General features: G+C 72.7%; 15 protein-coding genes. 2 read left to right on the top strand and 13 right to left on the bottom strand.

The annotated features are described in order from the left end of the window. Positions 1-184: 184 nt before the first annotated feature. Positions 185-985: an isoprenyl transferase gene (locus AB0J68_RS12630; protein WP_354862036.1), complete on the bottom strand. Its 801-nt coding sequence runs from the start codon at positions 983-985 to the stop codon at positions 185-187. Positions 986-993: 8 nt separating this feature from the next. Next, entirely contained in the window at positions 994-1,869 is an 876-nt protein-coding gene (gene recO, locus AB0J68_RS12625; RefSeq protein WP_355067065.1) for a DNA repair protein RecO, read from the bottom strand. A gap of 102 nt (positions 1,870-1,971) precedes the next feature. Here recO and AB0J68_RS12620 point away from each other — a divergent pair, with 102 nt between their 5' ends. Further along, positions 1,972-2,778, top strand: coding sequence for a DUF4097 family beta strand repeat-containing protein (locus AB0J68_RS12620; RefSeq protein ID WP_355067064.1), 807 nt, complete (start codon positions 1,972-1,974; stop codon positions 2,776-2,778). Here AB0J68_RS12620 and AB0J68_RS12615 read toward each other — a convergent pair. The 8 genes from AB0J68_RS12615 to AB0J68_RS12580 all read right to left on the bottom strand — a co-directional run bounded on the left by AB0J68_RS12615 (position 2,765) and on the right by AB0J68_RS12580 (position 10,166). Further along, a complete protein-coding gene (locus tag AB0J68_RS12615; RefSeq protein WP_354862023.1) occupies positions 2,765-3,901 on the bottom strand; it encodes an acyltransferase in 1,137 nt (378 codons plus the stop codon). The genes AB0J68_RS12620 and AB0J68_RS12615 overlap by 14 nt on opposite strands. Positions 3,902-4,064: 163 nt before the next feature. Then, the gene (gene era, locus AB0J68_RS12610; protein WP_354862025.1) at positions 4,065-4,970 is read right to left on the bottom strand and encodes a GTPase Era; all 906 of its coding nucleotides are present in this window, start codon (positions 4,968-4,970) and stop codon (positions 4,065-4,067) included. Further along, positions 4,967-5,353 carry a cytidine deaminase gene (locus tag AB0J68_RS12605; RefSeq protein WP_234587216.1) on the bottom strand — a complete coding sequence of 129 codons (387 nt, stop codon included), beginning with the start codon at positions 5,351-5,353 and terminating at the stop codon, positions 4,967-4,969. The genes era and AB0J68_RS12605 overlap by 4 nt, the downstream gene beginning before the upstream one ends. Next, on the bottom strand, positions 5,346-6,770 hold the full coding sequence (locus AB0J68_RS12600) for a hemolysin family protein (RefSeq protein ID WP_354862038.1): 1,425 nt from the start codon (positions 6,768-6,770) through the stop codon (positions 5,346-5,348). The genes AB0J68_RS12605 and AB0J68_RS12600 overlap by 8 nt, the downstream gene beginning before the upstream one ends. Then, positions 6,746-7,219, bottom strand: coding sequence for an rRNA maturation RNase YbeY (ybeY, locus tag AB0J68_RS12595; protein ID WP_007463954.1), 474 nt, complete (start codon positions 7,217-7,219; stop codon positions 6,746-6,748). The genes AB0J68_RS12600 and ybeY overlap by 25 nt, the downstream gene beginning before the upstream one ends. A gap of 15 nt (positions 7,220-7,234) precedes the next feature. Continuing rightward, positions 7,235-8,293 carry a PhoH family protein gene (locus AB0J68_RS12590; protein ID WP_354862027.1) on the bottom strand — a complete coding sequence of 353 codons (1,059 nt, stop codon included), beginning with the start codon at positions 8,291-8,293 and terminating at the stop codon, positions 7,235-7,237. A gap of 131 nt (positions 8,294-8,424) precedes the next feature. After that, a complete protein-coding gene (locus AB0J68_RS12585; protein ID WP_363938291.1) occupies positions 8,425-9,810 on the bottom strand; it encodes a serine hydrolase domain-containing protein in 1,386 nt (461 codons plus the stop codon). Further along, on the bottom strand, positions 9,807-10,166 hold the full coding sequence (locus AB0J68_RS12580; protein ID WP_354862031.1) for a histidine triad nucleotide-binding protein: 360 nt from the start codon (positions 10,164-10,166) through the stop codon (positions 9,807-9,809). The genes AB0J68_RS12585 and AB0J68_RS12580 overlap by 4 nt, the downstream gene beginning before the upstream one ends. Positions 10,167-10,213: 47 nt before the next feature. Here AB0J68_RS12580 and AB0J68_RS12575 point away from each other — a divergent pair, with 47 nt between their 5' ends. After that, positions 10,214-10,975: an SDR family oxidoreductase gene (locus AB0J68_RS12575; RefSeq protein ID WP_363938288.1), complete on the top strand. Its 762-nt coding sequence runs from the start codon at positions 10,214-10,216 to the stop codon at positions 10,973-10,975. A gap of 201 nt (positions 10,976-11,176) precedes the next feature. Here AB0J68_RS12575 and AB0J68_RS12570 read toward each other — a convergent pair whose 3' ends face one another. The 3 genes from AB0J68_RS12570 to hrcA all read right to left on the bottom strand — a co-directional run bounded on the left by AB0J68_RS12570 (position 11,177) and on the right by hrcA (position 14,154). Further along, a complete protein-coding gene (locus tag AB0J68_RS12570) occupies positions 11,177-11,911 on the bottom strand; it encodes a 16S rRNA (uracil(1498)-N(3))-methyltransferase (protein WP_363938285.1) in 735 nt (244 codons plus the stop codon). A gap of 1 nt (position 11,912) precedes the next feature. Further along, positions 11,913-13,058, bottom strand: a complete 1,146-nt coding sequence (gene dnaJ, locus AB0J68_RS12565) for a molecular chaperone DnaJ (protein ID WP_172899204.1) — start codon at positions 13,056-13,058, stop codon at positions 11,913-11,915. Between the two features lie 73 nt (positions 13,059-13,131). After that, positions 13,132-14,154: a heat-inducible transcriptional repressor HrcA gene (gene hrcA, locus AB0J68_RS12560; RefSeq protein WP_354862040.1), complete on the bottom strand. Its 1,023-nt coding sequence runs from the start codon at positions 14,152-14,154 to the stop codon at positions 13,132-13,134. Between the last annotated feature and the right edge of the window lie 106 nt (positions 14,155-14,260).

Here is a 14,260-nt window from a genome sequence, read left to right as displayed (position 1 = left end):
GCCCCGGAGGGACCACGCCGGGCCTCCAGGGTGTGGCTGAGCCGGCGGGCGCCGGCCGCGGCCAACGGCACCGCGATCGCCATCACCGCCCACTGGGCAATGCGCTTCTGGATCATGTGGGTTCACCTCCGTCAGTGGCTTCTGACGTTCCTGATACCCAGCGTGACGGGTGGATAAGCCTCGCTCAGACCGTCGGGGCGACCGGGTTGGGCAGCGCGCCGCCGAACCGCCGGTCCCGCTGGGCGTACAGCTCGCACGCGTACCAGAGGTGGCGGCGGTCGAAGTCCGGCCAGAGGGTGTCCAGGAAGACCAGCTCGGCGTACGCGGTCTGCCAGAGCAGGAAGTTGGAGATCCGCTCCTCGCCGGAGGGCCGCAGGAACAGGTCCACCTCCGGGATCTCCGGGTGGTACAGGTATTTCGCGACGGTCTTCTCGGTGACCTTCGACGGGTCCAGTCGACCGGCCGCCACGTCCCGGGCGATCGCCGCGGCGGCGTCGCCGATCTCGGCCTGCCCGCCGTAGTTCACACAGAACTGCAGGGTCAGCGTCGAGTTGCCCCGGGACATCTCCTCGGCGGTCTGCAACTCGGAGATGACGCTCTTCCACAACCGCCCCGGCCGCCCCGACCAGACCACCCGGACGCCGAGGTCGACCAGCTGGTCGCGGCGTCGACGGATCACGTCCCGGTTGAACCCCATCAGGAACCGGACCTCGTCGGGCGAGCGCCGCCAGTTCTCGGTGGAGAACGCGTACGCCGACAGGTAGGGGATGCCCATCTCGATCGCGCCCTCGATGGTGTCGAAGAGGCTGTGCTCCCCCGCCTCGTGGCCCTTGGTGCGGGGCAACCCGCGCTCCTTGGCCCACCGGCCGTTGCCGTCCATCACGACGGCCACGTGCTTCGGCACCGCCTCGCTCGGCAGCGCCGGCGGCCGGGCACCGGACGGGTGCGGCGTCGGTGGCGTCGGCTCCCGCCGGCCGGACCTCATCGATCGGATCACTCGGCTCTCTCCCTGCTCGTGCCGTCCGCACCGGCCTCGACGTCACCGCGCGGCCGGAGCATCGCAGCCCCACCGCCGCCCGGCGGCGGGACCGTGCCGGCGACCGAGGGCCCCCGGTCGACCAGCGGCAGCGAGCGTAGCGCGCGTTCCAGATGCCACTGGAGGTGCGCCGCGACCAGCCCGCTGCACTCCCGACGTACACCGGTCTCGGTGGCGTCGGCGACCACCCAGTCGCCGGTGGTCAGCGCGGACATCAGGTCGATGGTGGCCGGCGCGGGATGGGCCGCGCCGGGCGGCCGGCAGTCCGGGCAGACCGCGCCGCCGGCCGGCACGGAGAACGCGCGGTGCCGCCCGGGGGTGCCGCAGACCGCGCAGGCGATCAGCGCCGGAGCCCAGCCCGCGAGAGCCATCCCGCGCAGCAGGTACGCGTCGAGCACCAGCGTGGTCGCGTGTTCGCCCCGGGACAGCGCCTTCAACGCCCCCACGGTGAGCTGGAACAGCCGCAGCGACGGCTCCCGCTCGACCGGCGTCAGCCGCTCGGCGGTCTCGGCGATCGCGCTGGCCGCCGTGTAGCGGGGATAGTCCCCGAGGAACCGCTTGCCGTACAGCTCGATGCCCTCGACCTGGCTGACCGTGTGCAGCGAGCTGCCGTGGTTGCCCTTGGGGTCACCGGCGAGTTGGAGGTCGACGTGACCGAACGGCTCCAGCCGGGCGCCGAACTTGCTCATCGTGCGCCGGACCCCCCGGGCGACCGCCCGCAGCCGGCCGTGCCGGCGGGTGAGCAGCGTGATGATCCGGTCGGACTCGCCGAGCTTCTGCACGCGCAGCACCACCGCGTCGTCGCGGTAGAGCTGTCGGCGGTACCCGGCCATCGGACCATTCTCCCTCGGGGTGTGAAATCAGGGTTGGTTCGGGGTGGACGCGCGGACGAACCCCGATGCGCCCGGCTCGTCACCGGCCGTAGCGTGCTCGCCATGGCACTGCACGAGACCACCGCCGCCCGTCGTCGCCACGCCACCGCGCCCGTCGCGTTGGGGCTGGCCACCGCCCTCATCCTGCTCGCCGGGTGCGACAACCTGTCCTTCCGCCGGCTCGACTACGACAACACCGAGGCGGTGAAGATCAGCACCATCCGGGTGCAGGGGGGCTCCGGAGACGTGATCGTCCGAGGCGGCGGCACGGCGGGCGAGGCACGGATCAAGCGGGTCGTGCGCTATCAGGGCGGCGAACCCAAGGCCCGGTACGAGATCAAGGACAGCGAGTTGGTGCTGGACACCGACTGCGGCGACCGGTGCAGCGTCTCGTACGAGGTGACCGTCCCCGAGGGCGTGACCGTGCAGGGCGAGAGCGGCTCGGGTGACGTCGAGCTGACCAGGGTTGGCGCGGTGAAGCTGCGACTGGGCTCGGGCGACGTGCGGATCAGCGACGTCGCCGGTGCGATCGACGTGGAGACCGGCTCCGGCAACATCGAGCTGAGCGAGGCCCGTTCGGCCGTACGACTGCGCGCCGGCTCCGGCGACATCACGGCTCGCCGCGTGGGCGGAACGACGGACGCCGAGGCCGGCTCCGGCAACGTCGTCGTCGAGCTGGAGACCGCCGCCTCGGCGCGTCTGCACGCCTCCAGCGGGGACGTCTCGCTGGTGGTGCCGGCCGGCAGTTACCGGGTCCGCTCCAACACCGGCTCCGGCGACGCCCGGATCACCGTCGCCGACGACCCGGCCGCCTCCCTGGTGCTCGACGGCTCGGCCGGCAGCGGCGACGTGTCGATCAGCCAGCGTTGATCTCGACGGTCGCCGCCGCACCGGACACCCGCTGCGCCGGTACGGCCGCCCGTCCGACGGTCTCGCCGACTCCGAGACGACCCGCCGGGCCACCGTCGGAGGGGGCCGGCGGGACGGTCGGGCGGGGCGGCCCGCCCGGGATCAGCTCCGGGCGGCGACGGGCGGCGACGTCCTCGACCCAGCCGACGGCCAGGGTGACCAGACCGACAAGCGCGAAGACCAGCAGCACCCGGACAGCCAGCCCCACCGGGTCCTGGTGCGACCAGCCGACCACGTCGACCAGCGGGGTGAGCGCCACCACGAACGGCATGTGCCAGAGATAGATGGTGAGCGCCCGCCGGTTGAACACGGTCACCACCCGTTCGGCCAGCCGGCTGCGCTCCAGCCAGGCCACCCCGGCCGGCGCCCGACCCAGCACGACCAGGATGAACGCGGCCGACCAGAGCGCGTTGCCGAGGTGGTTGTCGTTGAGGTCGTACCCGCGCGGGCCGGGATGCGTGACGATCCAGGCCCCGCCGACGACCGCGAGGCCCAGCGACAGCGGGTACAGCACCCGGCCGGTGAGTCGACGCAGCATCCCGGCGTGGTGGGCGAAGCCGAGCAGCCACGCGCCGAAGTACAGGCCGAACTCGCGCACCACCGGCGGCGCCGGGTAGATCCCCACCTCGATCGTCACCAGCACCACGTACGGGGCGAGCAGGGTGGGCAGCGGGGCCCGCCGGAACAGCCAGAGCGCGACCGGCGAGGCGAGCACGAACCACAGGTAGTCCCGCAGGTACCAGATGATGCTCAGCGCCAGGGCGCCCCAGTTGTTCGCCGGCGGGTCGGTGATCGGGAACAGCCACAGCAGCACCCGGGGCGACAGCGCCAGCCCGGTGAGCAGCATGGCCGGCACGAAGACGGCCGCCAGCACCCACAGCGACGGCAACAGCCGGCGCAACCGGCGGCCGACCGCCACCGGGCCGGACCGCGCGAGCGAGGCGGCCATCAACGAGCCGGCCAGCGCGAACATCACCGACATGGCGGGGAAGACGAGGGTGAGGGTCGCCCAGCCGGTGACGTGGTAGACGACCACCCGGACGATGGCGAGGAAACGGAGCAGATCGAGGTATCTGTTGCGCATCAGCCTGCATCTGGATCGGGGACGCGGTGCTTTCTCCCCTACCCTTCGCGGCCCGCGCGCCAAACGACGCCGACCCCGGCCGATCGTGAGGCTGCCCATGGGGCCGACCGGAAACGATCAGGCCGACCGGCACCCGCCCCTCAGCAGGGCCGCCGGATGACGCTCAGAAGCCCAGCTTGCGCAACTGCCTCGGGTCGCGCTGCCAGTCCTTCGCGACCCGCACGTGCAGGTCGAGATAGACCCGGCTGCCCAGCAGCTCCTCGATCTGCCGGCGGGCGTTCGTGCCGACCTCCTTGAGCCGGCTCGCCTTGTGACCGAGGACGATGGCCTTCTGGCTGGGCCGTTCCACGTACAGGTCGGCGTAGATCTTCATGACCTGACCCTCGGGGATCATCTCCTCGACCACCACGGCGATGGAGTGTGGCAGCTCGTCGCGGACGCCCTCCAGGGCCGCCTCCCGGATCAGCTCGGCGACCATCACCTGCTCCGGGTCGTCGGTCAGCATGTCGTCCGGGTAGAGCTGGGGCGACGGCGGCAGGTATTTGGTCATCACGTCGACGAGCGTGTCCACCTGATGCCCCGAGACGGCGCTCACCGGCACGATCTCGGCGAACTCGCCCAGCTCGCTGACCGCGAGCAACTGCTCGGCCAGCCGGCGCTTGTCCACCAGGTCGGTCTTGGTGACCACCGCCAGCACCGTCGCCTTCAGCTCGGCCAGCTCGCCGGTGATGAACCGGTCGCCGCGCCCCACCGGCTCGTCCGCCGGGATGCACAGGCCGATCACGTCGACCTCGGTCCAGGTCGAGCGGACCAGGTCGTTGAGGCGCTCACCGAGCAGCGTACGGGGGCGGTGCAGACCCGGCGTGTCCACCAGAACCAGCTGCGACTCCGGACGGTGCAGCACCGCCCGGATGACGTGCCGGGTGGTCTGCGGCTTGTTCGAGGTGATCGCGATCTTGGTGCCGACGATGGCGTTCGTCAGGGTGGACTTGCCGGCGTTGGGCCGGCCCACGAAGCAGCCGAACCCGGCCCGGTACGGACGCGGCTCCGGATCCCGGACGGGGCTCACTGGGTCACCGTGCCGAGCACGGTGCCGTCCGGGGCGGCCACGTGGATCGGCGCGTCCACGGCGAGGTCGCGTACCGCGGCGTGCCCGGCGCCGTCAAGCGTCGACGCCTCGGTCACCACCACCGCCGCCTCCAACCGGCCCGCACCGGCGGCCACGGCAGAGGCCACCGCCAACTGCAGGGCCGTGAGAGTCAGCGAGGGCAGCGCGACGCTGGCCGCCGCGTACGTCCGGCCGTCGGAGTCCCGGACCGCGGCCCCCTCCACGGCACCGACCCGCCCGCGGGCGCCCCGGGCCAGGACGACGAGCTTGCCGTCCTCGGCGCTCAGCGGTCCCGGCGCGGTGGGGGTGGGCCGGGCGGCGGGCGCGGCGGGTGTCTCAGGCATCGGCGGCTTGCCTCTCCTCGTCTCGGTAATGATCCGGGTCGTCCCCGGGGCCGGCATGGTCGCCGCGCCCGGTGCTGTCCTGCTCGTCGCCCGACTCCACCCTGCTGACCAGGACGGTGTCGATCCGGTTGCGCCGGCCCGTGGTGCCCTCGGCGACCAGCCGGAGGCCGGCCACCTCGGCCTGCGCTCCGGGGATCGGCACCCGTCCCAGCGACTGGGCGAGCAGGCCACCGACCGTCTCCACCTCGTCGGTGGGCAGATCGGCGCCGAACATCTCGCCCAGGTTCTCCACCGGCAGGCGGGCGGTCACCCGCACCGAGGAGTCCGCGAGGCGTTCGACCGGCGGGCGTTCGACATCGTACTCGTCGGTGATCTCACCGACGATTTCCTCCAGGATGTCCTCGATGGTGACCAGACCACCGGTGCCGCCGTACTCGTCGACCACGATGACCAGGTGGTTGCGGGCCGCCTGCATCTCCGACAGCAGATCGTCGACCGGCTTGGACTCCGGGACGAAGGTGGCCGGGCGCATCAGCTCGGCCACTGGCAACTGCTCGGCGTCCGGGTCGCCGCCCCGCGACCGCCGGATCAGGTCCTTGAGGTAGAGCACCCCGAGCACGTCGTCGACGCTCTCCCCGATCACCGGAATGCGGGAGAAACCCGACCGCAGGAAGAGCACCAACGCCTGGGCGAGGGTCTTGCCCTCCTCGATCCACACCATCTCGGTACGCGGGACCATCACCTCGCGGGCGATGGTGTCGCCGAGCGCGAAGACCGAATGGATCATCTGACGCTCGCCGTGCTCCACGACGCCGCGCTGCTCGGCCAGGTCCACCAGCTCACGCAGCTCCACCTGGCTGGCGAACGGCCCCTCCCGGAAGCCGCGCCCCGGGGTGACCGCGTTGCCGATCAGGATGAGCAGCGACGCGAGGGGGTTGAGCGCGCGGCCCAGCCAGCGGACCAGCGGCGCGACCGCCCGGCCCACCGCGTACGCGTGCTGCCGGCCGATGGTGCGCGGCGCGACACCGACCACCACGAAGCTGACCACGGTCATCGCGCCGGCGGTGACCAGCGCGGCACGCCAGCCGGCGCCGAAGCTGTCCACCGCGACCAACGCCACCAGCGTGGTGGCGGTCAGCTCGGCGAGCAGCCGCAGCAACAGCAGCAGATTGAGGTGCCGGACGACGTCCGAGGCCACGACCTGGAGGGTCCGGGCGCCGCGCACGCCGTCCCGGGCCAGCTCGGCGGCCCGGGCCGGCGAGACCGCGGCGAGCGCCGCCTCGGTCATGGCGATCACACCGCCCAGCACCACCAGGCCCGCCGCGAAGACGATCAGTTGCAGGTCGGGAAGGCCGGCCGTGGGGCCGACCGCGAGTAACGAAGGAGTGGACATCACTGGGTGCGGGTCGACCGCCAGCTCGCCAGCAGTCGAGCCTGCAGAGCGAACATCTCGCGCTCCTCCTCCGGCTCGGCGTGGTCGTAGCCGAGCAGGTGCAGCACCCCGTGAACGGTGAGCAGGTGCAGCTCGTCGGCTGAGGCGTGCCCGGCGGTCGCCGCCTGCTTGGCCGCGACCTCGGGGCAGAGCACGATGTCACCGAGCAGGGCCGGCTCGCCGCCGGCGGGGGCGCTCTCGCCCGGACCGTGGTCGACGCTTCCCTCGTCCATCGGGAAGGCGAGCACGTCGGTCGGGCCGTCCCCACCCATCCAGCGGTGGTTCAGCTCGGTCATGTAGTCGATGTCGACCAGCAGCACGGAGAGCTCGGCGAGGGGGTTGACCCCCATCTCGTCGAGGGCGTGCCGGGCGACGGCGAGCACGGCGTCGGTGTCGACCTCGACACCGGACTCGTTGGCGATCTCGATGGACAACTGCTTTCCTCTGCTTTAGCGGCGGCGGCCGGACCGGCCGCCCTGGGCGGGTCGCCCGGGAACGGCGTGGACGCCCTGCGCCTGCTGGGTCTCCCGCTCGGCGTCCCAGCGGGCGTACGCGTCGACGATTTCCCCGACCAGCCGGTGGCGAACCACGTCGGAGCTGGACAACTGGGAGAAGTGCACGTCGTCGACGTTCTCCAGGATCTCCCGGACCACCCGCAGGCCGCTGCTCGTCCCGCCGGGAAGGTCCACCTGGGTGATGTCACCCGTCACGACGATCTTGGAGTTGAAGCCGAGTCGGGTGAGGAACATCTTCATCTGCTCGGGCGTCGTGTTCTGCGCCTCGTCCAAGATGATGAACGCGTCATTCAACGTCCTGCCCCGCATGTACGCCAGGGGCGCGACCTCGATCGTCCCGGCGGCCATCAGCTTCGGGATCGACTCCGGGTCGAGCATGTCGTGCAGCGCGTCGTAGAGCGGGCGCAGGTACGGGTCGATCTTCTCGTTGAGCGTGCCGGGCAGGAAGCCCAGCCGCTCCCCCGCCTCGACCGCCGGTCGGGTCAGGATGATGCGGTTGACCTGCTTGGCCTGGAGCGCCTGGACGGCCTTCGCCATCGCCAGGTAGGTCTTGCCGGTGCCGGCCGGGCCGATGCCGAAGACGATGGTGTTCGAGTCGATCGCGTCGACGTACCGCTTCTGCCCGAGCGTCTTGGGGCGGATGGTGCGCCCGCGACGGGAGAGGATGTCGAGGGTCAGGACCTCGGCGGGCCGCTCGGCGCTGCCCTGCTCGAGCATGCCGACGGTACGCCGGACGGCGTCAGTGGTCAGGGTCTCGCCTTTCTCGATGAGTTCGAGCAGCTCACTGAAGACCCGCTCGGCGAGGGCGTTGTCCGCGGGGGCGCCGGTGATCGTGATCTCGTTGCCCCGGACGTGCACGTCACTGGCGACCGAGCGTTCGACGAGTCGCAGGATCTCGTCGCCCGCGCCGAGCAGATTGACCATGATCTTGGAGTCGGGCACGGTGATCCTGGTCTGCACCCGGGGCGGGCCGGGAGGTGGGGTGCCGGTCATAGGTCGGGCCGAAGGGCCCTGCGCACCTGCTCTCGATCTCGGCGCCGGCCCTGCTGGCACGGCGTGCGGACGTTACACCCATCGTATCGGGTCAACGCGGGCCGCATCGCGCCCATTTCCGCTGGCCGCGATCAACTCCCGGCCCGGAAGTCGTACCGGTCGAAGGTCTCCTGGTGGCGGGTGAACCGGTAGGTCGCCCAGTGCATCCGGACCACCGTCTGAGCTTCGTCCCGGGTCAGCCGCAGCAGCTCGCCGACCTCCCGGCCGGAGACGGTCCGGAACACGTCCGGCCGGTCCGGCAGCGGTGCGAAGACCGCCGGGGGGCGGCCGGCCGCATCCCCGCCCCCGCGCGCCCGCAGGGCGCCGTCGTGCCAGGAGAAGACGTACTCGAAACCCTCGCCCCACCAGCGGCCGAGCACCCCCCGCAGGGCCGCCGGAGCGGGTGCGCCGGGCGTCCACGGCTCGATGTCGGCGGGATCGTGCTCGACCGCCTCGGTGAGCAGCCGGTGCGGCAGTTCGAGCAACTCGGCCGCTGTGCCGGACGAGCCGAGCACCGCGGCGCCCATCGCGCCGGCCGTGCCGTCGCCACCCCGCCGGCCGTACACGCCGGCCAGGAAGCCGGGCATCGCCCCGTCGTGCCCCACGTGCACCACCCGCTCGCCCTGCGGGACGAGGATCAGGCCGAGCCCGAAGCCGGCGCCCCAGAGCGTCTCGTCGGTCGTGGTCAACGGCCAGCGCATCTCGTCCAGGGTGCCCGGGGCGAGCACCGCTCCGGCCGGGTCGAGCGCCGCCGGGTCGGCGAGGAACGCCGCCCAGCGGGCCATGTCGGTCGCGGTGCTCCAGAGCTGGGCGGCCGGGCCCACCGCGCCGAAGTCGGTCGGCGGCTCCGGGTGCGCCTCGTCGGAGTACGCGTCGACCAGGTAGCCGGTGGCCGCCGAGGGCCGAGGGGTCACGGTCGTGTCGGTCAGCCCCAGCGGCGTCAGCACCCGCTCGGCGAGCACCTCCGCCCAGCTGCCCCCGCGCAGCCGACCGACCAGCAGGCCGAGCACGGCGAGGCCCAGGTTGGAGTAGTGGAAACGCCGGCCGGTGGGCAACACCCGCTCGGCGCGGTCCAGCCCGGCCACCAACTGCTCGGCGTTCGGCGCGTTCAGGGTGTCCCAGACGTCACCGAACGGCTCGCGTTGCAGTCCGCCGGTGTGCGACAGCAGCCGGCGCACGGTCAGCCCGCCGTGTGCGGGAAGGTCCAGGTGCCGGCCCACCGGGTCGTCCAGGTCCAGCAGCCCGTCGTCGCGGCACTGGAGGGTGAGCACCGCCGTGAAGGTCTTGGTGACCGAGCCGATCCGGAACTGGGTGCCCGGACCCAAGGGGCTGTCGGTGCCGGTGCCCCCGACAGTGCAGCTCCACAGCGGTCGGTCGGCCCGGTGCAGCGCCGCCGACACCGCCGGCACCCGGGCATCGGCCTGCACCCGGCGGACCAGCCGGCCCAACCGGTCGTGCGCGTACGGGCCGGCCGTCACGCCAGGTCCCGGGCGAGCATCGGGCCGAGCGGCGCGCCACCGAGCAGGTGCGCGTGCGCGTGGAACACCTCCTGCCCGCCGTACACCCCGGTGTTGAACATCAGCCGGAACCCGTCGCCGAGCAGCCCCTCGTCATCGGCCACCGCGGCGGCCGTGGCGAGCACCGCACCGGCCAGCGCCGGGTCACCCTCGGCGAGCGTGGCGACGTCGGCGTAGTGCTCCTTCGGAATGACCAGGACGTGCACCGGGGCCTTCGGGTCGATGTCGCGGAAGGCGAGCGTGGTGGCGGTCTCCCGGACCACGGTGGCCGGAATCTCCCCGGCGACGATGCGGCAGAACAGGCAGTCGGATCCCATCGGGGCAGTGTAAGGACGCGGGGCACGGCTGAGGCAGGATGGCCGGCATGACGGATCGGGCGGTACTGGTGACCGGTTCCTCGCGCGGCATCGGCCGCGCGGTGGTGGAGGCGTTCGCCGCCAGCGGCGACCGGGTGGCCATCCACCACCGCGACTCCGGCGACGCGGCCGAGGAGCTGCGCGCGGGCCTGCCCGGCTCGGGGCACGTGGTGGTCCGCGCCGACCTCACCGACCCGGACGCCGTCCGGGCCATGGTCGACCGGGCCGCCGAACTGCTCGGCGGGCTGGACGTGCTGGTCAACAACGCCGGGACGTACGGCGACCGGGACGACCCGCACCCGATCTTCGGCGCCTCCTACGAGCAGTGGCAGCAGCGCTGGCGGCAGGTGGTGGAGACCAACCTGACCGGCGCCGGCAACGTCATCTGGTGCGCCGCCCAGCACCTGCGCGAGCGTGGCGGCCGGATCGTCAACGTGTCGTCCCGGGGCGCGTTCCGCGGCGAGCCGCACCAGCCGGCGTACGGGGCCAGCAAGGCGGGGCTCAACGCGCTGGGCCAGTCCCTCGCCGTGGCCCTCGCGCCGTACGGCATCACGGTCGCCACCGTCGCGCCGGGCTTCGTGGCGACCGACATGGTCACCGAGTACCTGAGCGGTGCGGAGGGCGCGGCGATCCGGGCGCAGAGCCCGTTCGACCGGGTGGCCCGGCCGGAGGAGATCGCCGCCGCGGTGCACTGGCTGGCGTCCCCCGAGGCCGAGTGGGCCTCCGGCACGATCGTCGACCTCAACGGCGCCTCCTACCTGCGCACCTGACCACCCGCCAGCCCGCGCCGCCACCGGCCAGGGCCTCCCGCCTGCTCATCACGTCCTTTGCTCTGCTTCAACCACCGCAACACTCAACGGCCGAAACTGTTGCCTCAGTTGAAGCAGAGCAAAGGACGCGGACAAGGTGGGATGCCTGGGTCGGGGCACGAGTCACCACAGCTACACGAGTCACCACAGCTAGCGGTGGGACTACCAGCGGCCGAGGCGGGTGGCGAGCACGCTGAGCGCGGCCATGCCGGCCGTGGAGGTCCGCAGCACCTCCGGCCCGAGGCGTACCGGCCGGCCGCCGGCCTCGCGGAAGGCGGTCAACTCGGCCGGAGCGATGCCGCCCTCGGGGCCGACGACCAGGACGATCTCGCCGATGGAGGGCAGGTCGGCGGTGGTGAGCCGCTCCTCGGCCTCCTCGTGCAGGACGAACCCGGCGGCGGCGCCGGCGATGCGGCGGGCGACCGTCGCGGTGGACTCGTCCGGCGCGCCGGCCACCACCGGCAGCCAGGGCCGGCGGGCCTGCTTCGCCGCCTCGCGGGCGGTGGCGACCCACTTCTCGCGGGCCCGTACGCCCCGGTCGCCGCGCCACTGGGCCACCGAGCGCGACGCCGCCCAGGGCACGATCTCGTCCACCCCGACCTCGGTCATCGCCTGCACGGCCAGCTCGCCCCGGTCACCCTTGGCGATGCCCTGCACGGTGACGATCCGGGGTACGGGCGCGTCCGCGTACCCCCGGGAGGTGACGGCGACCTCCAGGCTGCCCCGGCCGACGGCGGTGACCACGGCGGCGGCCGTGCCGCCCCGCCCGTCGGCGAGCAGCAGCTCCTCGCCGACGCGCAGCCGTTGCACGGTGGCGGCGTGGTGCCCCTCGGGGCCGTCGAGGGTCAGCGCGTCGCCGGTGGGCAGCGCGTCGACCAGGAAGAGCGGCGCGGACACGTCAGGCGTGGCCGTTGAACGCGTCGCGCATCCGGGAGAAGAAGCCGCCCTGCTTGGTCAGCTCGGCGACCTCCTCACCCCGGGTCTTGGCGAAGTCGCGCAGCATCTTCTCCTGGTCGGGGTCGAGCTTGGTGGGCGTCCGGACGTCGAGGTGCACGTAGAGGTCACCCCGGCCGGTGCCGCGCAGGTGCGGCACACCCCGGGCGCGTAGCCGCAGCGTGCTGGCCGGCTGGGTGCCGGCCTTGACGTCGACGGTCTCCTCGCTGTCCAGCGTCTTGATGGTGAGCCGGGTGCCCAGCGCGGCGGCGGTCATCGGCACGGTGACCCGGCAGTGCAGGTCGTCGCCCTTGCGGGAGTAGACGTCGTGCGGCCTCTCGTGGATCTCCACGTAGAGGTCACCGGCGGTGCCGCCGCCCGGGCCGACCTCGCCCTGCTGGGCCAGCCGGATCCGCATGCCGTCCTCGACACCGGCCGGGATCTTGACGGTGAGCGAACGGCGGGTGCGCACCCGGCCGTCGCCGGCACAGGTGGGGCAGGGGTGCGGGATGGTCGTGCCGTAGCCCTGGCAGACGGTGCACGGCCGGGCGGAGACCACCTGGCCGAGGAAGGTGCGCTGCACCGACTGCACCTCGCCCCGACCGCCGCACGCCTCGCAGGTGGCCAGGTGTGTGCCGGCCGCCGTGCCGGCGCCCGAGCAGGTGGTGCAGAGCACCGCGGTGTCGACGGTGATCGGGGCCTCGACGCCGAACGCCGTCTCGTGCAGGTCGAGTTCGAGCCGCAGGATCGCGTCGGCGCCCGGCCGGGTCCGCGGCCGTGGGCCACGGGCGCCACCTGCCGCGCCGCCGAAGAACGCGTCCATGATGTCCTGGAAGCCGACGAACGGGCCGGCTCCGCCCGGGCCACCCGGGCCGCCCGCGCCGCCGCCTCCCGGGGCGAGCGGGTCGCCACCCAGGTCGACGATCTGCCGCTTGCGGTCGTCCGAGAGGACCTCGTACGCGGCGTTGATGTCCTTGAACTTCTCCTGGGCCTCCGGGTCCGGATTGACGTCCGGGTGGAACTGGCGTGCCAGCTTGCGGTAGGCGCGCTTGATCTCGTCATCGGAGGCTTCCCGGCTGACACCGAGGATGCCGTAGTAGTCCCTGGCCACTGCGTTCCGTGTCCTCATGTTCGTCTCGCGTTACGCCGACCGGCGGCCGCAGCCGGCCGTCGGCCCTGACTGGTCAGTTCTGGGCCAGCAGCTCGCCCACGTAGCGTGCCACGGCGCGCACCGTGGCGATGGTGCCGGGGTAGTCCATGCGGGTGGGCCCCAACACGCCGAGGCCGCCCACGATGGTGGCACCCGGGCCGTACCCGGTGCTGACCACCGAGGCGGCGCGCAGGTTGTCGAACTCGTTCTCGTCGCCGATCAGGACCCGGGTCGTGCTGGGCTCGGTCTCGCCGATGAGCTTGAGCAGCACGACCTCCTCCTCCAGCGCCTCCAGGATGGGTCGCAGCGAGCCCTGGAAGTCGAGCAGGCCGCCCCGGGTGAGGTTGGCGGTGCCGGCCAGGGCGATGCGTTCCTCGTGCCGCTCGACAAGCGTCTCCAGCAGGACGGTGGAGAGGGTGGTCATCGCCGGACGCAGCTCGGCCGGCGCCTCCTCGACCAGCGCCTGCACCAGCGGCGGGGTCTCGGACAGCCGGGCGCCGGCGAGCTTCTCGTTGACGAGCCGGCGCAGGTCGGTGACGTCGTCGGCGGGGACCGGGCCGGGCAGCTCCACCAGCCGCTGCTCGACCCGCCCGGTGTCGGCGATCATGACGAGCATCAGCCGGGTGGTGGAGATCGGCACCAGCTCCAGGTGCCGCACCGAGGAGCGGGCCAGGCTCGGGTACTGCACGACGGCCACCTGCCGGGTGAGCTGGGCGAGCAGGCGTACGGTGCGGTGCACCACGTCGTCGAGATCGACCGCGCCGACGAGGAAGCGCTCGATGGCCCGACGTTCGGCGGGACTGAGCGGCTTGACCCGGGACAGCCGGTCGACGAAGAGGCGGTAGCCGCGGTCGGTGGGCACCCGGCCGGCACTGGTGTGCGGCTGCCGGATGTAGCCCTCCTCCTCCAGCACGGCCATGTCGTTGCGGACCGTCGCCGGGGAGACCCCGAGCTGGTGGCGCTCGACCAGCGCCTTGCTGCCGACCGGCTCCTGGGTGGAGACGTAGTCCTCGACGATGGCGCGGAGCACGGCGAGCTTGCGGTCGTCCAGACCCATCCTCCGCACCTCCTGTCGCACGTCGGCCGGCGGCCCACCCGGGGCCGACGGCCGTCCTGGCACTCGACTGTAACGAGTGCCAGTCTACGTCGGCACCCCCGCCGAC

It is taken from the genome of Micromonospora sp. NPDC049580, assembly GCF_040675595.1.
Classification (GTDB): Bacteria; Actinomycetota; Actinomycetes; order Mycobacteriales; family Micromonosporaceae; genus Micromonospora.
Note: the sequence above shows the minus strand (reverse complement) of the source record. Positions and strands in the feature narration are given on the sequence as shown.